Source organism: Enterococcus sp. HMSC072F02, assembly GCF_001837725.1.
Lineage (GTDB): Bacteria > Bacillota > Bacilli > Lactobacillales > Enterococcaceae > Enterococcus_B > Enterococcus_B lactis.
The window spans coordinates 19,617-42,256 of the sequence record NZ_KV833959.1 but is presented as its reverse complement, the minus strand read 5'-3'; the positions used below and the strand labels follow the sequence as shown (position 1 = coordinate 42,256).

Genomic DNA, 22,640 nt, shown 5'->3' with positions numbered 1-22,640 from the left:
ATCACCTTTCGTCTTAGAATTGGGTAGTATCTGGGTCTTTTGCCTTGCCAACTACACCATCTAACTGATCAATTTGTTTCATTTCTTCTTCTGTCAATTCAAAATCAAACAGTTCAGTATTTTCTTTGATTCTGCTTGGTGTGACAGATTTAGGAAGAGGAAGGAATCCGTGTTGCAACGACCAACGTAAAGCGACTTGTGCGATCGTCTTGTCATGCGCTTCAGCGATTTGTTTCATTTCAGGGACATCGAAGATTTTACCAGTGCCTAATGGGCTATATGCTTCAAGAATCATCTCATGTTTTTTTGCATACTCAACTAAATCTGGCTGCAATTCACCCGGTGCAAGGAAAACCTGATTGACCATTGGCATGATTTTTGCTGTTTTAGCAAGTGTATCTAGATGGTGGGGCAAGAAATTGCTCACACCGATTGCTTTGATTTTACCTGCTTCATACAGTTCTTCAAATGCACGCCATGTATCTGCGTTTGCTTGTTCCCAATTATCACGAAAAGCAACTGGATTTGGCCAGTGAATCAAGAACAGATCTACATAATCTGTTTGAAGTTTCTTTAATGATTCTTCAAAAGAAGACATCACAAGTTCATAACTGTGATTGGCATTCCATAATTTTGTTGTTAGGAAGATCTCTTCTCTAGGAATGCCACTTTCCTTAATCGCTTGGCCGACACTTTCTTCATTCTTGTATCCTTGGGCAGTATCGATATGGCGATAACCTGCAGCCAGTGCTTCTTTAACAGAGGAAACAGCGACATCCCCATCAGGTGTTTGCCATGTGCCGAATCCTACTACTGGAATTTCGTAACCATTTGATAGACGATACGTGCTTGTTAATGAATTCATACTTTCAGCTCCTTTTTTATTCGTTCATCTATAAGTTTAGCGCATTTTCCAAAAAAAAGAATCCATTTTGTTTCTACTATTGAAATTTTTGTTTAAAAGAAAATGATTTTGATTCTGGTATTTTTGATTTTTTTTCCGTAAACTAAGACAGAAGGGAATGAGGAAATGGATATCTATTTAAAAAAAGCAATCCTGCATATTATTGACAGAGAGACGGGTTCGCCGGTCTTTTCGCAAAAAGAGCTGGATCTGACAAAAGAATATATTCGTGATTTTCTTCAAAAGAAAATCCAAAAAATCTCTTCTGCCCAAACGAAAACTGGACAATTGGCAGAAGAAAGCATGATCGTTGAATCACTTAAAATCGCTCAAGAAAATTTTGTGGAAGCAAGTGAAGCAATCGTTCAGCGATGGTTCGATATTTACCAAGAAAGTGAAGAGGCGCCAAGTGCAGATGTATTTGTCGTTTTGTATGAATTAGATACAGTGATGTACTTATCTTTATTGAAAGTCAATTATCGTGAGGCTTATACGCATTTTGTTGAAGCAGACGAAGTAGGAATTGACAACCGTTTGATTTTGAACCGAGCAATACTAGGCGCGAAAACACAAAAAGCAGATGAAGCCTTCGCGGTGAACTTGTCCGATTGGACCTATGAATTGATTGAAAAAAAATATGAGTTTTCCGGTAAAAAAGAGCTTTATTTTTCTGGAAGAGTGATCGAAAGTGTTCCTGCACCTTCTTTAGAAGAAAATGTAAAAGTGATCCAAAAAGTAGCCAAGCATCTTGGAAAAAAATTCGAGACAGAAGAATTTGATATCATGGCTGATTTAAAAGAAGCTGTCTATGACACGATAGAAGAAAAAGGACGGTTGGATCATGAGATGATCGCAGAAAAAGTCTTCAGGGAAAACATTACGGCAAAACTGGCTTTTAAAGAAGAAGTACAGGAACAAGGGTTTGTCCCAGAAGCACCTCCTGTAAAAGAAGTACAAGAAATTTCTGAGAAAAAATTTGGAAAACAAAAATTTAAACTATCAAACGGAATCGAACTGATTGTACCAGTCGATGTATATCGCAACCTAGATTTGATTGAATTTGTGAATAATCCAGATGGTACGATATCTGTGATGATCAAAAATGTGGATGAAGTATTAAATCGTTTATAAAAGTGACTGGAACATTAGATGTTCAACTACCGATGTTTAGTTGAATGAATGGTCCATGAGAAGGATCTGAAAAGACGAATATAACAAAAAAAGAGCGTGAGACAAAAGTAAAGAACACTTTTGTCTCACGCTCTAAAAACGTATAAACGCTTCTGTCCCATCCTCTTTTTATCTAATAAAATTTTAAGACCATCGATTATTGATCGATTTTTTCTGCCGCATTTTTAGGGACTTCAGAAGCTTTTATTTCTTCCCAGCTTAATACACCTTTACGAGGATTGACTTTGAGTTTAAGATACGCATTCATCTTTAATGGATGTTCTCTTTTTTCGCGAAGCGTCACTTGTTTTTTTTCTCCATCTTTATTATAAGCCGCTTGCTTGTAGGTATAAGTCGTGAATTTCTCTCCGTTATCTGCTTGGATAGCTGATATTTCGCCATTCGTCGTGATTTTTGTATAATAGGCTTCACCGCCGTAAAAATAATGATAAGCTGCAAAACTTCCGCCGAGAAAGATGCCTAAAACGACAAGTACGCCAATTAATTTTTTCATGTACTTCACCTCTCCTCTTATTATTAACGAAATAGAAGATTTCGTCTATTGAAAGTTGTTGGCGACAGCTGAATTTTAAACTTTTCCTCATTTTGTTCTTATTGCTTCAAAAGAAAGGTAAGGACTAGCTTGAAGCTTTTCTCAAAAAACACAATTTTTTATTTATAAAAGGTACTTTTTTCGTGTGTAAGATAGGCGAGTGCTCTTAGTTAACTTTGACCAATATTGACGTATAATAAGCTTAGTTCGAATCTTACAAAAAGTAAGCCGGACGTATTCTTTTTGATTTATTCAAAAAAAGACTATAATAAAAAAGTGAGAGCTGAAATCCTTCAGTGATCTATATTATTTAGGAGGTTTGTAAATTATGGCAAAAGAACATTACGACAGAAGTAAACCACACGTTAACATTGGTACAATTGGACACGTTGACCATGGGAAAACTACTTTAACTGCTGCGATCACTACAGTATTAGGCAAAAAAGGCCTAGCAAATCCTCAAGACTATGCTAGTATTGATGCAGCTCCAGAAGAACGTGAACGTGGAATTACGATCAATACCGCACACGTAGAATATGAAACAGAAAAACGCCACTATGCGCATATCGATGCACCAGGACACGCGGACTATGTGAAAAACATGATTACAGGGGCAGCCCAAATGGATGGTGCCATCTTAGTCGTTTCTGCAACTGATGGTCCGATGCCTCAAACACGTGAACACATTTTGTTGTCACGTCAAGTTGGTGTAAAATACCTAATTGTTTTCTTGAACAAAGTAGATTTAGTCGATGATGAAGAATTGATTGATTTGGTAGAAATGGAAGTTCGCGAGTTATTGAGCGAATATGGTTTCCCAGGCGATGACACTCCTGTGATCAAAGGTTCCGCATTAAAAGCATTGCAAGGCGATCCCGATGCTGAAGCTGCTATTATGGAACTGATGGATACAGTGGATGAATATATCCCAACGCCAGAACGTGATACAGATAAACCATTACTATTACCAGTGGAAGATGTTTTCTCCATTACAGGACGAGGAACTGTTGCCTCAGGTCGTATTGACCGCGGTGCTGTTCGTGTCGGTGATGAAGTAGAGATCGTAGGGATCAAACCTGAAACACAAAAAGCAGTTGTCACAGGTGTAGAAATGTTCCGTAAAACGTTAGATTACGGGGAAGCTGGAGATAACGTCGGCGTACTGTTACGTGGTATCCAACGGGACGATATCGAACGTGGACAAGTACTTGCTAAACCAGGTTCCATTACTCCACATACAAAATTCAAAGCTGAAGTGTACGTGTTGACCAAAGAAGAAGGTGGACGTCATACACCATTCTTTAACAACTACCGCCCACAATTCTACTTCCGTACAACTGACGTTACTGGAACAATCACGTTACCAGAGGATACAGAAATGGTCATGCCTGGTGACAATGTGACGATTGATGTTGACTTGATCCACCCAATCGCTGTTGAAAACGGAACGACCTTCTCGATTCGTGAAGGTGGCCGTACAGTAGGTTCAGGTATCGTTACAGAAATCGAAGCATAAGAAACGCGACTCGAATATTTTGGCAATGAAAAATGTTTAAAATGAAAAAGCGGTCAAAACAGAAATCCTGTTTTGACCGCTTTTTTTGTTCTACAATTGTACAATAAGAGAGGGTAGGAGCCGTACCTCACGCTTTGGTTCAGTCTCTTTTATTTATACTGTGAGTGTTTCCTTACAATACGCAGTTTTTAGTACTTTCTTCGTATCCATTTTTTCAAACCACTTATTCGACCTTGTGTCTGCTCAACTGGCGCATTATCAATAATCAGCAAGGCAATCATAACGTATGCAATCCAGCTATCTCGCGAATATAGGGTGTAGCGTGAGACCCAGTTCGTAGCGTACTTGCTTTTGTATTCTCTTAATCCATGGAAAGAATAAAAATGAGAGCCAAACTCGTAAACCAAGTAAGCAATTCTTTCCTGTAAAAAACTCTTTCTGGAAGTACCAACATTTGAAAGAGGAGCCATCCCTAAATTGAACCATTGGATATGTTCTTCTTTCATATAAGCAAACAAATGCAGGAACAAGAAATCCATACTGCCGGAAGGTGCTTTTTTGGGATCATATCGCATCAAATCGATCGTTCCTACTTTGTTGTTCGTATAAGTAGGCATGATCGTCGCAAAAGCGACAATTTCTTCTTGAGTATTTTTGACTACAGCAATAGGCGCTCTTTGTAAATAATCTTCAGAGAAAAAGCCTAAAGAAAAACCTTTTTCTTTTCGTGAACCCAACCAATTATCAGAAATATTTTTGAAAATACTCATTTGCTCAGCAGAAAATGGCGGTTGTAAGACATCAAATGTAAATCCTTCTCGTTCAATTCGGTTCAAGACAGCCCGAGTGCCCTTCATTTTTTTCCCTGATGTTGTAAAACTATTCAGGTCTACATAAGCTTCTTCCCCCATTTTAATGAAGTCATAGCCGAATTCATGCAAAATCATAACGATCTCTTCGCTTGTTTCGTAGAAAACAGGTAAATAACATAATCGGTCTGTCTCTTCGATGAAAGCTTCAATTGCTTCTGGAAAATCTTCTTTCTTACCAGAAGGATCGCCCATTACGACGCATTTATTATTGAAGCAAGCGAATTGGAGAAGCACAGTTGGTTCACCGTCTTTTTCGTAGACAAACATCCGCTTGTCTTTTAAGAAGATCAATTGACTGTCGGAGTTTCCTCCATAAGTTGTGAGGATCTTCAGTGCCTTTTCTTCATTAAAGGCTTCGCCAATCTGTTTCTTTTCTCCTTGAAGAAAATGGACAAATAGAACGATCATGAAACTAACGGCGATAATGGCCAACAACCCTGAAAACCAAATCTTTTCAGAAGGGAATAAGAAAAAGGAAATAAAATGGTGACGCCGATGTGGAAAATCAGGCAGATTGTATACACCAATAACAATATAAAGCAATGTCAATGCACCGATAATGATTCCGTCGATCGTACGCCATTCCCACGAATAGATGAGTTGTTCCCGAAACAGTTCGTTTTTGGACGCAAGAATGATCAGAAACAGAATAGACAAGAAAATCACCGGTGTGAAGCTAAAATCGCTTAATAAAACATAAAATAAAGCGAGTGCGATCAAGAAAATTGTAGGCAGATAGGCTCGTTTTACGCGTGCAGCGATCCCTCTCCCCATAACAATCAAAAGAAATCCTAATAATATACTAGGAAACTGGATAATAAAGTGGAATTTCAATGGGTTCAAAATATGAAGCCAGCGAAACTCTGTAAAAGCTTGCGGAATAGTGGCAGAAAGTACCAACATGATTCCAGAAAAGTATAAAAGTACAACCACGATTTTATGCGCGATTTCTGTTGCTAACTGCTTAGGGATACCTGAATAACGCTGATCAAAAGTGGAACCGATATTTTTGAAGAAAAAGACGATTCCAATCAAAAACGGAATGATGTAGTAGAACAGACGATAAAGCAAGATCCACACAACGACTGTTTCTCTTGGCACACCAATAGCAGATAATCCGATAATCATCATCACATCGAAACTGCCGATCTCGCCAGGAATCATAGACACGATCCCTATCACTGAAGCAGCAATGAATAACGGAATCGTTTGCCACAGATCGATTCGGATTTCCATTAGGTAACCAACAGAAAGGAAACTGAACAGGACACCAGACCATTCCAATAATGAAACAAGCAAGAGCTGTCCTTGCGTTTTAAGTGAGGTACCACCAAGGAATCCTTTCTTTTTGAAAGTAGTGAATAAAAAGACAACAGGAAAATACAGACCACCGCCAATCAGCCATATCCAATATTGCTTCAAGAAAGGAGCGACTGGTGTGAAGACTACAAGTAAAAAAGAAAGCAGACTGTAAATAGAAAGTCCAGCCATCAAAAACAAGAAAACTTTCGATAATGCTTGGATCACGTTTCTGCTCTCTTTCTTTTGTCCATATAGTTCAGAGCGAAGCCCCACACTAACAAACCCGCCGAAACCGGCAATATTGTTGATTGTATTGATCAGCCAGCTTGTCTCAAACAAGTAACGAGGATTCTGCTTTTGTTCAAGCATCCGATTCAAAATAATATCATAACCAATCATAGGTAACACAGAGACAAGACCAATCAACAGCATAAGTCCGCTTTTCCAAATAGGTATAGTGGCAAACGTTTCTCCTAATTGCTGGATAGATAGAGTTTTACCGATGGACATCAATTCACCGACAATAATGACAATGACAGAAATCAAAAAGATTGTTTTGAACAGTCCTAGATGGTTTTTCAGCCATTGTATGGTAGTTTTTAACAAATAAATCACCTTCTATTCCTAATAATTATGTTTCAGAAAGAAATTGAAGAACTTCTCGGTTGAAGCGTTCAGGATCTTTTCTAGCTAATTCATGTCCTTGTTCTTTTACAAGTACAAAAGAAGCTTTTGGTATAGTTTTAGCTATATACAGAGAATGTTTCAGCTTGATTACATCTTTTTTTCCTACAATAATTAATGTTGGGGAGTTGATTTTTTTTAAATCATTTTCTGTAAGGCCGATATCATGTAGCAATAGTTTAATAACTAACAGATTTTTGCGAAGGCTTGGGCGAAATAAAGAGAGCAACCATACCCATGCATAATGAAAATTGCTGATGACTCTGGCAGAAAAACGAACACCTTTAACTAGCGTGTTTCCAGAATTTAAAATCAGTCGATGAACTTTTTGAGGAAAGCTGCTGGCAAATACTAATGCCAAATTTGCGCCATCACTAAATCCAAGAAAATCTGCCTGATTGATTTTTTCTAGCAACATAATCGTATTCAGATCCTCAGCCATCAAATGAAAATTCAATATAGATGCTTCATTTGTTGAACGGCCATGTCCTCTGCTGTCTACTAGATAAACGGTATAGTAGCGTTCAAGTACGGGAACCTGTTCTGAAAAAAAGCGGCCGCTGCCATCATTGCCATGCAGTAAAAAGAGTGGGAAGCCTTGACCACTCTTTTCATAATAAATTTTGCTCCCGTCTGACATTTTTGCATATTTCTTTTCTTTTTTCACATAATCACCTACTGTGTAAAGTATAACGATTATAACAGTCATTGGGCAATTGTTTTTACTGAAAAACAACGATCATTTTCGTAAGATGATAAAAAACACAGGAAAATTCATTTTTTCTTAAGGTGTACACAGAATTTAAGGAAGAAATAGCCAAGAAGATAAAGAAATAGTAAGATAAAAAAGATGTCAAAATAACTAGGTGATGAAATGAAGCGAAAACGATTATCTATTATCCGTATTCTTTTTTACATGATCATTCTAACGGTCATTGGTGCGGTGTTGTTTTTAGGAGGAAGAACTTATCGCTCGGTAAAACGGGTGGAAAGCTATCAAATAGAAATAACGACAGCTGCAAAAAATTATCATATGGAAGCATATGAAAAATTGATCAAGGCAATAATCTTGACCGAATCAAAAGGAAAAGGCACAGATCTCATGCAGAGTTCAGAGAGTTTGCATGGAGAAGTCGATGTCATTGATAATCCAGCTGACAGTATTGATCAAGGGGTCAAATATTTGGCGGAGATGATAATGGAAGCAAAAAAACAAGGATGTGATCTGTGGACTGCTGTCCAAGCGTATAATTTTGGGAAAGATTATATTGCCTACGTAAAAAATCATGGCGGAGAAAACACAGTAGAACTAGCAGAAGCGTATTCTAAAGATGTGTTGAGCCCACTTTTAGGAAATGAAGAAGGAAAACAGTACCGCTATTGGCGGATCCAGTCCTTGCTTTACAACGGCGGCTATCTCTATCATAATGGAGGTAATATGTTTTATCCTGATATTGTCAAAATGAATGAAAAAATAATAGAGACTTACGAAAAAGTCTTTAAATAAACGAATAGGAAATATCCGAACATAATAAAATGAGCTGAAAGAAGGAGTGCGCAAATAGTGGAAAAAAGGCAAAAAATGGAAAATCAAAAAGTGGGGTACACAACCAAAGATTGGATGTTGCGGTTTGTGAAGGGAATGTTTATCGGTTCAGGATTTATTTTGCCGGGGGTCAGCGGTGGTGCATTAGCAGCTGTTTTTGGCATGTATGAGCGACTGATTTCTTTTCTAGCCCATATCACAAAAAATTTCAAAGAAAATGTTTTGTTTTTCCTGCCTGTTGGTCTAGGCGGAGTGACAGGCATCTTTTTACTTTCTTTTTTAGTCAGTTTTTTATTAGGGGCGTATGAAACAACAATATTGTGGTTTTTTGTTGGGTGTATCGTCGGAACTGTTCCTGCGTTATGGAAAGAAGCAGGAAAAAAAGGACGAGATACTTCTGATGTAATCATCATGGTTGTTACTTTTGTTCTGGCTTATTTGTTTTTATTATACGGTGCTCGATTATTTGATGGACAAGTCGATCAGAATTTTGGGACTTGGCTGATCGCCGGCGGATTGATTGGTTTAGGTATGATTGTCCCAGGATTGAGTCCTTCTAATTTTTTGGTATATATGGGATTGTACAAAGCGATGGCTGACGGATTTAAAGAAGTTCGGTTTGAAGTCATCTTGCCGATTGGAATTGGTGGGGTTCTTTGTGTCCTTGGCCTGTCAAAAATCATGGATTATATTTTCTCAAAGGCATACAGTAAGCTATTCCATTTTATTTTAGGCGTCGTTTTTGCTTCAACGATTATGATCATCCCTACTGATTACGCGGGATTGGGAGTCGCTGGAGTGCTAGCTTGTCCTGTTCTTTTTGTAGCTGGTACAGCACTAGGATGGTGGATGAGCCGTTTGGAAGAACAATATAAGTAAAGATAGTTCGATAATAAAAAACAACACACGGGTGATTCATACAAAAAAGGTCAGCATCTTTTTCGTAAGAATCATTCGTGTGTTTTTCTATAAATTTTATAAAAACAAGTTGTTTTTAATCTTGGAACACGCTAGACTTAAACACGTGATTATTTTTGAAAGTTGGCGGAAAATGGAGAAAAAGAAAATGAATGGACTTACACAGCAAGAAGTAGTTCAGAAAATGGCTTCTGGCCAGCAAAATGACTACCAGGAAGATGCATCAAAAAGTACAAAGCAAATATTCAGCGATAATATATTGACGTTATTCAATTTTCTGAACTTCGGTATCGGAATTTGTCTGTTATTTGTAGGTGCTTATTCCAACATGGCGTATTTAGCAATTATTATCGTAAATATCGTTATTGGAATTTATCAAGAAATACATGCAAGAAATCTTGTACGAAAATTATCGATTGTTTCCCAATCAGAAGTACTAGTGATTCGGGACGGTAAAGAACAATCGATTTCTACTAAAGAGCTGGTATTAGGAGATTTGGTAAAGATCGGAGCTGGAGAACAGATACCAGCCGATTTGCAGGTCATATCAGGACGGGCAGAAGCAAATGAAGCTCTTTTGACAGGTGAATCTGACTTGATTGTCAAAGAAGCTGGAGCTGAATTGCTTTCTGGGAGCTTTTTGACAAGTGGTTCTGTCATGGCTGAAGTCATCCGAGTAGGGGCAGATAATTATGCTGTCCGCTTGACTAGCGAGGCAAAAACCCACAAAGCTATTCATTCTGAACTTGTAGATTCGATTCGTAAAGTATCCAAGTTCACTAGTTTCGTGATTATTCCTTTAGGGATCATACTATTTTTGGAGGCACTGTTCATTCGCGATGCTTCTATCAAGATTTCAGTTATTGCCTCTGCAGCAGCTTTGTTAGGGATGCTTCCAAAGGGATTAGTATTGTTGATAAGTATTGCGTTAACGACAGGTGTAACAAAACTGGCAAAAAAACGGATTCTTGTTCAAGACATGTATTCCATTGAAACACTTGCTCACGTCGATACATTATGTTTGGATAAAACAGGAACCATTACTGAAGGGAAAATGAGTATCCAGCGTGTAGAAGCATTACATCCGCTGTATGAAAAAGCTATTCCAGAAATTATGGGAACGTATCTTGCAGAAAGCAGTGATAACAACATCACCATGCGGGCGATGAGAGAGTATTTTGAGCTTTCTAATCGTTATGATGTAACAAACAAAGTCGCATTTTCTTCTGATCGCAAATGGGGTGCGATGGAGTTTCCAGAATTAGGAGTCGTATACGTAGGAGCACCTGAACGCTTGGTGGAAGAAGATCGACTGCCAGATAGTCTAAAAACAGCTCAAGCGAATGGCTATCGCGTCCTTATGTTGGGGATTGCTCCAAATCAGCAATTAAACGAAGAAACCCCCGCGTTTGTTGAGCCAGTTGCTCTGTTTGAAATCGATGATCCAATCCGAAAAAATGCGCCAGAAACATTAGCTTATCTTCATGAGGAAGGCGTTGACCTGAAAGTAATCTCTGGAGATAATCCATTTACTGTCTCCAATATTGCTAGACGTGCAGGATTACCGAATTATGATGCGTATATCGACCTTTCTCAGATTACTGAAGAATCGGACGTGCGAGAAGCCGCGCATCAATATACCGTTTTTGGTCGAGTGAGTCCTCAGCAAAAGAAGTTACTGGTAAATGAATTAAAAGATAGCGGCAGAACGGTTGCGATGACAGGTGACGGCGTGAATGATGTTTTGGCATTAAGAGAAGCAGATTGCAGTATCGCCATGGCAGAAGGTGACGGAGCGACACGTCAAATTGCTAATCTAGTATTGTTGGACTCTGATTTTACGACATTGCCAGAAGTCCTGTTTGAAGGACGTCGAGTAGTCAACAATGTGACGAAAGTCTCCGGTATCTTTTTCATCAAAACGATTTATTCTTTTATTTTATCGATTATCTGTGCCGTTACAGCTATTGGATTTCCATTTATCCCTATCCAGATTACGCTGATTGATTTGGCGATTGAAGGGTATCCTTCCTTCTTTTTATCATTTGAACAAGATAAACGCAAAATCACTTACCGTTACTTGCCTACTGCACTTATCAACGCTTTGCCGAATGCCTTGCTTGTAGTAGTGAATATCATAGCAGTGTATCTACTTGGAAAAACGTTCGCGTGGGGAAGTAGTGAAACCACTACGTTGATGTATTACTTGCTAATTGGAATCAGCTGCATGGCAGTTGTAAAAGCTTGTTATCCTTTCAACCCGTTGCGAATATTCTTAGCAGTAACGACAATCGTAGGGATATATGTAGCTGCGATGCTGTTCCACGGAATTTTGGAAGTAAACTTAGGCTTAGGAGAAACCATAGGATACTTCGTTATGTTCATGATCGTAAATATTGTCCTTCGATTATTGTACTGGAAGGCTGATATTCAAAATCAGCTACTGAAAAGAGTAGCAAATTGATGCTTAATTAAATAGAAATGTGTTATACTTGAAAAAGAATTGAAATATGATACAATCAAACATGTATAATTGTGTCCTTTAAAATCGCACTGATTTCAGTTAGTGCGATTTTTTACCGGTTATTCTCCTGAAATATCTTTTGTTAAAACGAAAAGATATCAATAAAGCAGGGGGTGGAAAAATGGCTCAACGGATTCCTCAAGAAGTTATCGAAACGGTACGCAGTCAAACGAATATCGTTGAGGTGATTGGACAATATGTCCAATTGAAAAAGTCTGGTAAAAACTACTTAGGGCTGTGTCCTTTTCATGAAGAACGCACACCATCCTTCTCTGTTGCAGAAGACAAGCAGATCTTTCATTGCTTTGGTTGCGGTAAGGGCGGAAACGTGTTTACTTTTCTTCAAGAACTAGAAGGACTGAGTTTTCCAGAAGCAGTGATAAAAGTAGCAGATTTCGAACAGATTCCGTTGGAAGATCAATGGCGTCAGCGAACGTTAGCTGTACAAAATCCTGAATCTGCTACAGGAAAATTGATTGCTGCTCATGAAAAAGCAGCGGAAATCTATCATCACATGCTGTTGCATACAAAAGCGGGACAGCCAGCCTTAGAATATTTGCAAAGTCGTGGGTTGTCTTTAGAATTGATTGAAGAATTCAATATCGGCTTTGCACCTAATGAACGCTCGTTTCTTCAGCAAGTCTTCAAGAATGAATCATTCTCAAATGAATTGTTAGAACGTTCTGGATTGTTTGTCGCACATGATGATGGCCGTATGTCGGACCGTTTTTACCAAAGGGTGATGTTTCCCCTTCGTAATCCTCAAGGCCAGACAATCGGGTTTTCAGGACGCTGGCTTGCACCTGAAAAAGGGCAGGAAAAAGATCAGCCCAAATATTTGAACAGTCCGGAAACAGAATTATTCAATAAAAGACAAGTGTTATTTAATCTTGATAAAGCAAGAAGCGATATCCGAAAAAATGGAGAAGTCTTGTTGTTCGAAGGTTTTATGGATGTGATTGCTGCATGGCAGGCTGGTATCAAAACTGGATTAGCTTCCATGGGAACAAGTCTGACAGCACAACAGATCCAGCAAATGGAAAAACTGACGAAAGAACTGGTTTTTTGTTATGACGGAGATAACGCAGGTTTTGAAGCAACCAATCGAGGGATTGAATTGCTTCGGCAAAATAGTCGTTTAGGACTTTCGGTCGTAGTCGTTCCAGAAAAGCTTGATCCTGATGAATATCTCCGTAAGTATGGGGAAGCATCTTTTCAAGAATTAGTGGCTCATGGGCGTGAAACAGTTTTTACTTTTAAATCACGTTATTTGAAACAAGGGAAAAATTTAGAAAATGAAAAAGACAAAATCGAGTACCTTGAAGAATTATTAGTTGAACTTAGCCGAGTCGTTTCACCAATTGAACAAGATATGTATTTATCGCAGCTGTCCACAGAGTTTCGGGTCAGCAGAGAGACGATACAAAAACAATTGCGTGAGCTCCGAAGAACAAATCAGCAAAATCGTCAAGAACCTCAGGAAAACCAGCATACGCAGACCAAGAGACAAGAAACTGCACGGAAGAAGAGACCGTTGACGCAGGTAGAAAAGGCAGAGCAGATTCTGTTGTACCGCGCATTTAAAGAAGTTTCTGTCCGCAATATTTTAAAAGAACGAGAATTTCAGTTTATCCACGACGCATACGCAGAAGTTTATTTTTTATTCGATGCATATGTCTCACAACATTATGAATTCAACCTTGCAGAGTTTTTAGACTTTTTGCAAGATGAAAATTTAAGGCGGTTGGTGGTGGAGATCGAATATTTACCGGTGGCAGAAGAAAGTTCGCCACGGGAAATCCAAGACTTGCTAGATGTGATCAGCAAATCTGGCTTAGCTGATGAAATAACATTAAAAAAACAAATGCAGCAAGAAGCCAGACGTACTGGGAACAAACAGCTTGAGCTTGAATTGACGATCGAAATCATCAATTTAACGAAACAGTTAAAACAAGCCAAATAGCTACTCAAGGGGGGCCTTCTTTTATGGCAAATGGAACAGATAAAAAAAAGTATGAAGCAGCAGTAGCAGCTTTCATCAAAGAAAACAAACCCAAACGACAAGTTGTATATGATGATTTATCCAATCAGCTTGCTACACCATTCACTTTGAATGCAGATGAAATGGACAAATTGATCCAAAAGATTGAAGACGCAGGTATCAGTGTGGTGGATGAAAATGGTGATCCATCAATTCACAGCTTGAAAAGTGCTGAGAAAAAAGCTGAACAGGCAAAAACAGAAGATCTATCTGCGCCAACCGGTGTAAAAATCAATGACCCGGTTCGTATGTATCTGAAAGAAATTGGCCGTGTCTCCCTTTTAACTGCGGAAGAAGAAGTAGCGTTAGCATTGAAAATCGAAGAAGGCGACCAAGAAGCAAAACAGCGTTTAGCAGAAGCAAACCTTCGTTTAGTAGTAAGTATCGCTAAACGTTATGTAGGGCGAGGCATGCAGTTCCTTGACTTGATCCAAGAAGGAAATATGGGGCTGATGAAGGCAGTTGAAAAATTTGACTATCGCAAAGGGTTCAAGTTTTCTACTTATGCTACATGGTGGATTCGTCAAGCAATTACTCGTGCAATCGCCGACCAAGCACGTACGATCCGTATTCCAGTTCACATGGTAGAAACAATCAATAAATTGATTCGTATCCAGCGTCAATTGTTACAAGACCTAGGAAGAGAACCTACGCCGGAAGAAATCGGTGCAGAAATGGACCTTCCGACAGAAAAAGTCCGCGAAATCTTGAAAATCGCGCAGGAACCTGTTTCTCTTGAAACGCCAATCGGTGAAGAAGATGATTCTCATTTAGGTGATTTCATCGAAGACCAAGAAGCAACAAGTCCAGCAGAACACGCAGCATATGAACTACTAAAAGAACAATTGGAAGATGTACTAGATACATTGACTGATCGGGAAGAGAATGTCCTTCGCTTACGTTTTGGCCTAGACGATGGACGTACGAGAACACTGGAAGAAGTAGGAAAAGTATTTGGTGTTACTCGGGAACGTATTCGTCAGATCGAGGCTAAAGCGTTGAGAAAATTACGCCATCCTTCTCGTTCAAAACAATTAAAAGACTTCTTAGAATAAGCATGAACTATTGATCAGAAGAGAAATCAGTAAAATGGTTTGGTTTATTTTAAAAGAAAAAAAGCTTGGGACTACGCGGTCTCAAGCTTTTTTTTTCTATAGGGAAAAAATTTATTCATTATTTTTAAGTAAATCCTAAAAATAAGCTATTGGCGTGACGTATAGAATATGATAGATTAAATGGTAGCGTAAACCTAGTAAAGGAGCCGATCGCTAAGTGATGAAAAAATGTCCAAATTGCGGATCGAAAAAAATGGATGAGAACAATATCTGTCCAGACTGCGGTCATCAACTAACTGCAGAAGATCAGCAAACAAAAGAAACAATCGAAGAAATAAATGCAGATGAAACTATGCAGGATAAATCAACTGAAGACGCAGTCTTTCCTGATACAGAATTAAACGATCCAATCGAATGGTCGGAATTGAAAGATCTACCTCTCGAATCTGTGATGGAATTATTCGAAAAAACAGAACCAGAAGACGATGTATCATCTACTCACGATAAAGTAGCCAATAAAGAAAAAATGGAACAGAAGAAAGTAACTGTTCATGAGACTTTGGAAAAATCAGGAAAGAATCAAGAGGAAACCCTTGAATCAAAACAAAAAAGAAGAGTAGCTGAACTAAAAGAAATCGTCGAGAATGAGGAAGAAAATTCGATACTATCCGCCTATATCAAAGCACATCGTGAAGATACAAAGGAAGAGCACGCGGAAGAGCTGCTCAAAATGATCAGTGAAAAAATTGCACAGGAAAACAAAGTAGAACCAGAACATGAAGCTGAAAAAGACGCTGAAAAAGACGCTGAAAAAGACATTAGTAGAGTAAACGCTGCAGGTAAAGAATCAGTAAAAACGAATGATCTAAAAACGGATGTCCCGGAAAAAACTGAAACATTGTCTGAAAAACAATCAGAAGACGAGAAATCGAATGGGTTGCCGGAAGCAGAGAAAAAAGAAATGCTCGAAAAAGCAGACAAGAAATCAACAGAGTCAGATAGTATAAATAATGAAGCCGATGCTGAAAGTCAATCTGCAAGTGAAGATAGCACTGTTCTTGAAGCTAAAATAGAAAAAGAAGAGAACCAGCCTGAGCTGATTGAAGCAGAAACAGAACCAACAACAATCGTGCCAAATACTGTAAAAACGCCTCAAGAATCAAACCTAGAAAAAAAAGATCTAGATAAGACACAAAAGAAAAAATCAAAAAAAGTGCCTTATCTCGCTTTAGCAGCAGTTCTTCTACTAGGTGGGGGAGGCTGGGCTTATTATGACCATCATCAAAAAGTAGAAGCCGAAGTAGCAGCAGAAGCAAAAAGACAGCGACAAATGGAAGACCTTCACGGGAAACTTGCTGCCTTTTATACAGATGATCACCATCAATTTATTCGTGCAGATATGATTCATCAAGATCTATCGAAACTAAAAAATGATTTATCAAGTCTTAAGAATGAAAAAGGATATTCAGAGTTAGAAACAACTTATCAAGATATCCAATCTAAGATCCAAGATATCCAGAAAGTGAATGAATGGTTCGTAGCTCCTGTGATCGTCGATGATCATCTAGCAGATGACATCAAGTTGAAAGCAGATAAAGAGATACAAACGATCGAAACGGATAACACAGATTTTGGAAAATTGATTCAACAAGCACAAACAGAAGCTAAAAATCAATATGCTGAATTGCAAACAGCTAAAGAAAAAACAGCTATAGTCTTTAAAGACGGAAAAGTAGTGGGTTCAGCGACACGCGACCAATACAAGACGGCAAAAGAAGCAGTAGAAAAGGTGAAAAATACAGATCTATCTGCTCAGTTGAATGAACAATTGAAACAAGTAGATAAGATGCTCACTGATAAAGAGAAAAAAGAAGAAGAGGAAAAGAAAAAAGCAGAAGAAGCGAAAAAAGCAGCTGAAGAACAAGCAAAACAAGCCGCTCAAGCAGCAGCTGCAGCTCAAGCCGCTCAACAAGCTGCGGTCGCACAAGCAGCACAGCAAGAAGCGGCATCCTCGACCCCGTCCTCTTCAAACTCAGCAAATCAGCCAATCAAATCTGCCAGAGCAAGTGATATTGCCGATGCATCTAATCCAGCATGGACGTGGGCACCAGGTGTCCAAAGCAAAGTGATTGCTACATGTATCCAACGTGGATATATCGTTGAAGGAGGATACAGATTAGAAAAAGCCAGAATCGAAAATGGGGAAGGCTATTACAATCTATATGCCACTTCAACAAAATCTGCATTGATGAAAGGCATTGGAGAAAGTGCGTTGCCATTTTATATCGTAACGATCAACTGTAAAACTGGGTGGTTCGGAGGAAATGGGAGCAATTAGTTTTAGCTAAACGAAAGAGGTTGTGAGCCTGCCGTTTCACTCTGAGTCACAAGGAGCAATTTCAAAAAACAGCTTCTCATGTTTGATGAATAGTGTGACTTGAAACCGAAGAGTTGGCAGGTGAACATCGTTTATTCGAAAAAGGGGAGTATGACACAACTGTCGTCATACTCCTTTTTTCACCTTTCCAAAGCAAGGCTCAGCTATTCAAGTAGATAACATTATGTTATGATAGCAAAGAAATGTATTAAGAAAACCTTTCACTATAGAGGGAGAAAAAAATGAACGATTTATTAGCAACTATATTTACAGGTATTATTATTGATGAAAATGAAAAAAATTACTTTGTCCAAAAAAATGGGCAAACCTTTGGCTTAAGCAAATCAGAGGGCGAGCACAAAATCGGTGAGGCAGTGGAAGGATTCGGCTACCAAAATCAAAAACATGAAAACCGGATCACTACACAAATTCCAAAAAGTCGCATCGGTCACTATGCATTTGGAATCGTTACTGCTACAAGAAAGGATTTAGGGGCATTTGTCGATATCGGTCTTCCAGATAAAGACTTTGTCGTATCTCTTGATGAATTACCGACCATGACAGAGCTGTGGCCTAAAAAGGGAGATCGTTTGATGATTTCCCTTAGAGTTGACGCAAAGGACCGTGTTTGGGGGAGCTTAGCAGACGAAAAAATATTCAAATCTTTAAGCAAGTATGGAACAGAAGAAATGAAAAACAAAGATGTGATAGGAACAGCCTACCGTTTGAAATTAACAGGTACGTATGTTTTGACTGAAGATTTCTATCTTGGGTTTATCCATCCTTCTGAACGATATAACGAACCTCGACTAGGCGAGCAGGTAAAAGGGCGTGTGATCGGTGTCCGACCAGATGGTGTACTGAATCTTTCATTGAAACCAAGAGCGTATGAAGCAATATCAGATGATGCACAAATGATTTTAACCATTTTAGAACGTTCTGCAGATCAGCAAATCAACTTTACAGATAAATCAGATCCAGAAGACATCATGAAAGCTTTCGGCATCAGCAAAGGTGCTTTTAAGCGAGCATTAGGCAATCTTTTGAAACAAGGACTGATTAAACAAGAAAATGGTGTGACAAAATTAGTCAAAAAATCTAATTGAGAATCCCTTGCATGTTTTTCTTAACTAGCTTATAATAATTTTAATTAACACAGTGCTATTGTTTTTCTAAATTGTAATTATTATAAATTGTTGGGGTTGAGTAAATGGTCATGAATGCTATTTCGGCGATGAAAAAAACAAAACAGCAGCTACATGAATCGGGGTTCAAGCTGACACCGCAAAGAGAAGCTACCCTGCTTGTGCTTTTGGAGAATGAGAAAGAGCATTTGTCTGCAGAAGAGATCTTCTTTTTAGTGAAAAAAAAGAGTCCAGAAATTGGACTTGCTACTGTTTATAGAACCCTTGAAATCTTGACAGAATTAAAAATTGTCGATAAAGTAAGTTTTAATGATGGATTAGCCCGTTATGATTTGAGAAAAGAAGGCGCCAAACATTTCCATCATCATTTACTATGCTTGAACTGCGGCACGATCGAGGAAGTAGAAGAGGATCTTTTACTTGAAGTGGAGCAAGTAGTAGAAGAACGTTATCATTTTTTAGTAAAAGATCATCGGCTGACGTTCCATGGAATCTGTCAGGAATGTTATGAAAAAGAAAAAAGAAACCAGTCCGTCTGAGTGTCTAGACGGCTTTTTCTTTGCTCAGATTATGGAAAAAGACTATCAGAATGAAGCGGTATCTGATATGATAGAGAGGCATGAGGGGGATTATTATGAAAGAGCAAATCAACGATTATCTCCACTACTTGAATATTGAACGGGGATTATCCGCCAATACACGTCAAAGCTATGAACGTGATTTGGAACAATACTTGCATTTTCTAGAAGAGCAGAAAGTTGCTTCATGGCAAGATGTCGATCGTTTTTTAGTCATCCGTTTTCTGGAAAAACTGCATGAAGAAAAAAAAGCGACAGCAACCGTTACGCGGATGATCTCAAGCCTCAGAAGATTCCATCAGTTTTTACGACAAGAGCGTGTTACGGATCATGATCCAATGCAGCATATCGATACGCCAAAGAAAGCGCAGAAATTACCAAGTACATTGACGCTGGCAGAAGTAGAAAAGCTGATTGAAGCACCTGATACGACAAAAACGTTAGGGATAAGAGATCGTGCAATCTTAGAAGTCATGTATGCTACTGGGATGCGCGTCAGTGAATTGATTGGATTGAAATTGGGAGATCTTCATCTTTCTCTTGGGCTGGTACAGACAGTCGGTAAAGGAGATAAAGAGCGGATTATTCCTTTAGGTGATTATGCGATCCAAGGGCTGGAACGCTACTTAGACGAAGCACGTCCGTTACTTGTAAAGGACGCATCTGAAATGCATGTATTTGTCAATAATCACGGAAAAGGTCTTTCCCGGCAAGGAATCTGGAAAAATCTGAAACAGCTAGTAAGAGAGGCTGGGATTTACAAAGAAGTAACGCCGCATACGCTGCGGCACAGCTTTGCCACCCACTTGCTAGAAAACGGAGCAGATTTGCGGACAGTACAAGAATTGTTAGGTCACGCGGATATCTCTACGACACAGATTTATACACATATCACGAAAAAAAGGATGACAGATGTTTATAAGCAGCATTTTCCAAGGGCTTAGTCATAGGAAGGTGAGAAGATGTTAACACATTACCGAAAAGAAAACCGTAAAATTGCTATGGGACTGTTGAGTTTCCATAAGAAGCTGACAGGTAAGTCTTCTTTGTTGAAGGAGATAGATACGTACGAATCTGAAGATGATTATGAACTTTTTTTCTTTACGCCAGAAGGTTCGACCAACATTCAAGGAATCATTGGTGTTTATTGGGCAACGAACGATCAGCTGATCATCCATGACATTTCTTTGAATCCATCTTATCGTGGTGAGAATATGGGCTTCCAAATGTTAGATGAATTACAAGAAAAGTATCCGGATGTCTCCATCCGTGCAACTGAAATCACAGAGCCTTATATTGGAAAGTGGCTAGCAAAGAAAAAGAAGAAAGAGTGAATGAGTTGACGGAGATCAATATTAAATTAGATGTATTCGAGGGACCTCTCGATCTGCTGCTTCATCTGATTCAGCAAATGGAAATCGATATATATGATATACCAATTGCTACGATCACAGAGCAATATATGAATTATATCCATACAATGAAAACACTAGAGCTAGCTGTTGCAGGAGAATACCTAGTGATGGCTGCTACATTGATGGCAATCAAAAGTAAGACGTTGCTCCCTATCCAAGAGTTTGTTACAGATGATGAAGAACTATGGGAAGAAGATCCTCGAGAAGAATTGGTCACTCAGCTTTTAGAATACCGTAAGTATAAGTATGCGGCTGAAAAATTAACAGAAAAAGCAGAGGAACGAAGTCTTTATTACACAAAAGACCCTATGAACATCGATGGATTGGCGGATGTTGAAAAGCCGTTGAAGCGAGGACAAGTCAAAAAAATCGATCTGATCCGTGCCATGCAGAAAATTTTGGAACGTAAGAAATTTTCTCAAAAAGTGGAAAAAACGATCACGCCGGATGATACAACGATCGAAGAACGAATGATCTTTATCGAAGAGCGTATAAAAAGAAATACGCATGGCTGTACCTTCAACTCATTTTTTGAGTCGCCTTCCAAAAGTGAAGTTGTCACTACTTTTATGGCTTTGCTAGAGTTGATGAAAAAAGGACAGATTATTGCGCAACAAAAAGAAAACTATGAATCAATTATGCTTTATCCAGCAGTAGGAGATACCGAACATGACGAAATTAAGTGAACTTGAAGCCCTTCTTTTTATTGTTGGCGAGGAAGGAATCAGTAATGAAGAATTAAGCGGACTGTTGAATCTCAGTGAAGCAGAAGTCGCAAATTTAGTGAAAGAATTAAGAGACTCTTACGCTCAAAACCCGCACTCAGCTTTGCATATTTTTGAAACGGAAAGCCATTATGTATTAACGACTAAAAAAGAGCTAGCGCCATTGCTCAAGCGATATGCGCAAGGAACATCGAACACGTTATCTCAAGCCGCTGTCGAGACTTTAGCAATCATTGCCTATAAACAACCAATCACACGAGCTGAGATCGAGCAGATTCGAGGCGTTCAGGTTTCAGGAGCGGTACAGCGTCTGGCTGCTCATAAACTGATTGAAGAAAAAGGCAGAGTAGAAGGACCAGGTCGACCGATATTATATGGAACAACTGGTTACTTCTTGGATTATTTTGGGCTGAAATCATTAGAGGAACTGCCTGATACACAAGAAATGGAAATTTCACTTGAAGAAGATGTGTCACCAGATCTATTCTTTGATGGAATGAATAAAGGAGAACAATTGTAAATGGAGAGATTACAAAAAGTAATTGCCCACGCTGGCATTACTTCTCGTCGAAAAGCAGAAGAATTTATCCTTGCAGGACGTGTAAAAGTAAACGGACAAGTTGTAAGAGAATTAGGGATAAAAGTTGGAAAACATGACACTGTGGAAGTGGATGAAGTGCCAATTTATCAAGAAGAATACGGTTATTATTTATTATACAAACCTAAAGGAGTCATTTCTGCTGTAGCAGATGACAAAGGAAGAAAAGTCGTTACGGACCTTCTGCCGATGGTAAAAGAACGAATTTACCCCGTAGGTCGACTGGATTACGATACTTCGGGTATCTTACTGCTGACAAATGATGGAGATTTTGCCCAGCGCCTGACACATCCAAAACATGAAGTGGATAAAGTTTATGTCGCAAAAGTAAAAGGGATTGCGACAAAATCAATGCTTGCACCTTTGGCAAAAGGAATAAAGATCGAAGGACGAAAAACGTCTCCAGCTAAGTTCCAAATTTTATCAGTGGATCCTAAGACAAATCACAGTATCGTGGAATTGACGATCCACGAAGGACGGAATCATCAAGTGAAAAATATGCTTCAAGCAGTTGGGCTCCCTGTGCAAAAGTTAAAACGTGAAAAATACGGTGATTTGACATTACAAGGTCTACGCCCTGGGGATTATCGTGAATTGAACAAAAAAGAAGTCAGCAGCTTATTGAACCATTCAAAATAAACACTTACTTTTTATAAGTGTTAAATGTTGCGTTTTTTGAAGAGATATGTATAATGAATATGTAAACAAAATTTATAT

Annotated in this window: 19 protein-coding genes; 15 read left to right on the top strand and 4 right to left on the bottom strand. The window is 38.8% G+C overall.

All coding sequences use genetic code 11. The features are described 5' to 3' along the window. Window positions 1-13: 13 nt before the first annotated feature. Window positions 14-865: an aldo/keto reductase gene (locus tag HMPREF2731_RS07970; protein ID WP_070872697.1), complete on the bottom strand. Its 852-nt coding sequence runs from the start codon at window positions 863-865 to the stop codon at window positions 14-16. A 165-nt stretch (window positions 866-1,030) separates the two neighbouring features. On the opposite strand from HMPREF2731_RS07970, the gene HMPREF2731_RS07965 reads away from it, so the two are divergent. Further along, window positions 1,031-2,035: a nucleoid-associated protein gene (locus HMPREF2731_RS07965; RefSeq protein ID WP_010726632.1), complete on the top strand. Its 1,005-nt coding sequence runs from the start codon at window positions 1,031-1,033 to the stop codon at window positions 2,033-2,035. 196 nt (window positions 2,036-2,231) lie between these two features. Here HMPREF2731_RS07965 and HMPREF2731_RS07960 read toward each other — a convergent pair whose 3' ends face one another. Continuing rightward, a complete protein-coding gene (locus tag HMPREF2731_RS07960; RefSeq protein ID WP_002309624.1) occupies window positions 2,232-2,588 on the bottom strand; it encodes a YxeA family protein in 357 nt (118 codons plus the stop codon). A 367-nt stretch (window positions 2,589-2,955) separates the two neighbouring features. Here HMPREF2731_RS07960 and tuf point away from each other — a divergent pair, with 367 nt between their 5' ends. After that, the gene (gene tuf, locus HMPREF2731_RS07955; protein ID WP_002289463.1) at window positions 2,956-4,143 is read left to right on the top strand and encodes an elongation factor Tu; all 1,188 of its coding nucleotides are present in this window, start codon (window positions 2,956-2,958) and stop codon (window positions 4,141-4,143) included. A gap of 188 nt (window positions 4,144-4,331) precedes the next feature. Here tuf and mprF read toward each other — a convergent pair whose 3' ends face one another. Both mprF and HMPREF2731_RS07945 read right to left on the bottom strand, forming a co-directional pair. After that, window positions 4,332-6,923, bottom strand: coding sequence for a bifunctional lysylphosphatidylglycerol flippase/synthetase MprF (gene mprF, locus HMPREF2731_RS07950; protein ID WP_070872695.1), 2,592 nt, complete (start codon window positions 6,921-6,923; stop codon window positions 4,332-4,334). A gap of 25 nt (window positions 6,924-6,948) precedes the next feature. After that, on the bottom strand, window positions 6,949-7,710 hold the full coding sequence (locus tag HMPREF2731_RS07945; protein ID WP_002313891.1) for an alpha/beta fold hydrolase: 762 nt from the start codon (window positions 7,708-7,710) through the stop codon (window positions 6,949-6,951). Between the two features lie 165 nt (window positions 7,711-7,875). Here HMPREF2731_RS07945 and HMPREF2731_RS07940 point away from each other — a divergent pair, with 165 nt between their 5' ends. The 13 genes from HMPREF2731_RS07940 to HMPREF2731_RS07880 all read left to right on the top strand — a co-directional run bounded on the left by HMPREF2731_RS07940 (window position 7,876) and on the right by HMPREF2731_RS07880 (window position 22,562). Further along, entirely contained in the window at window positions 7,876-8,508 is a 633-nt protein-coding gene (locus tag HMPREF2731_RS07940) for a lysozyme family protein (RefSeq protein ID WP_010726631.1), read from the top strand. Window positions 8,509-8,565: 57 nt separating this feature from the next. Next, entirely contained in the window at window positions 8,566-9,426 is an 861-nt protein-coding gene (locus HMPREF2731_RS07935) for a DUF368 domain-containing protein (RefSeq protein WP_002309619.1), read from the top strand. Between the two features lie 187 nt (window positions 9,427-9,613). Then, window positions 9,614-11,929 (top strand): cation-translocating P-type ATPase, encoded by a 2,316-nt coding sequence (locus tag HMPREF2731_RS07930; RefSeq protein WP_002309616.1) that lies wholly within the window; start codon window positions 9,614-9,616, stop codon window positions 11,927-11,929. Window positions 11,930-12,110: 181 nt separating this feature from the next. Beyond that, window positions 12,111-13,952: a DNA primase gene (dnaG, locus tag HMPREF2731_RS07925; protein WP_002320677.1), complete on the top strand. Its 1,842-nt coding sequence runs from the start codon at window positions 12,111-12,113 to the stop codon at window positions 13,950-13,952. A 23-nt stretch (window positions 13,953-13,975) separates the two neighbouring features. Beyond that, entirely contained in the window at window positions 13,976-15,085 is a 1,110-nt protein-coding gene (rpoD, locus tag HMPREF2731_RS07920; RefSeq protein ID WP_002290142.1) for an RNA polymerase sigma factor RpoD, read from the top strand. Between the two features lie 220 nt (window positions 15,086-15,305). Next, the gene (locus HMPREF2731_RS07915; RefSeq protein ID WP_033628395.1) at window positions 15,306-17,423 is read left to right on the top strand and encodes a cell division site-positioning protein MapZ family protein; all 2,118 of its coding nucleotides are present in this window, start codon (window positions 15,306-15,308) and stop codon (window positions 17,421-17,423) included. 281 nt (window positions 17,424-17,704) lie between these two features. After that, window positions 17,705-18,568: a virulence factor B family protein gene (locus tag HMPREF2731_RS07910; RefSeq protein ID WP_002290150.1), complete on the top strand. Its 864-nt coding sequence runs from the start codon at window positions 17,705-17,707 to the stop codon at window positions 18,566-18,568. 104 nt (window positions 18,569-18,672) lie between these two features. Further along, entirely contained in the window at window positions 18,673-19,146 is a 474-nt protein-coding gene (locus HMPREF2731_RS07905) for a ferric iron uptake transcriptional regulator (RefSeq protein WP_002290152.1), read from the top strand. 95 nt (window positions 19,147-19,241) lie between these two features. Then, window positions 19,242-20,129 carry a site-specific tyrosine recombinase XerD gene (gene xerD / locus HMPREF2731_RS07900; protein ID WP_070872693.1) on the top strand — a complete coding sequence of 296 codons (888 nt, stop codon included), beginning with the start codon at window positions 19,242-19,244 and terminating at the stop codon, window positions 20,127-20,129. An 18-nt stretch (window positions 20,130-20,147) separates the two neighbouring features. Further along, window positions 20,148-20,519 (top strand): GNAT family N-acetyltransferase, encoded by a 372-nt coding sequence (locus tag HMPREF2731_RS07895; RefSeq protein ID WP_002290158.1) that lies wholly within the window; start codon window positions 20,148-20,150, stop codon window positions 20,517-20,519. Continuing rightward, window positions 20,516-21,286: a segregation/condensation protein A gene (locus HMPREF2731_RS07890; RefSeq protein ID WP_002316162.1), complete on the top strand. Its 771-nt coding sequence runs from the start codon at window positions 20,516-20,518 to the stop codon at window positions 21,284-21,286. The genes HMPREF2731_RS07895 and HMPREF2731_RS07890 overlap by 4 nt, the downstream gene beginning before the upstream one ends. After that, window positions 21,270-21,845 carry an SMC-Scp complex subunit ScpB gene (scpB, locus tag HMPREF2731_RS07885; RefSeq protein ID WP_002309607.1) on the top strand — a complete coding sequence of 192 codons (576 nt, stop codon included), beginning with the start codon at window positions 21,270-21,272 and terminating at the stop codon, window positions 21,843-21,845. The genes HMPREF2731_RS07890 and scpB overlap by 17 nt, the downstream gene beginning before the upstream one ends. Then, entirely contained in the window at window positions 21,846-22,562 is a 717-nt protein-coding gene (locus HMPREF2731_RS07880) for a pseudouridine synthase (protein ID WP_002313886.1), read from the top strand. It begins immediately after the preceding gene. Window positions 22,563-22,640: the final 78 nt, after the last annotated feature.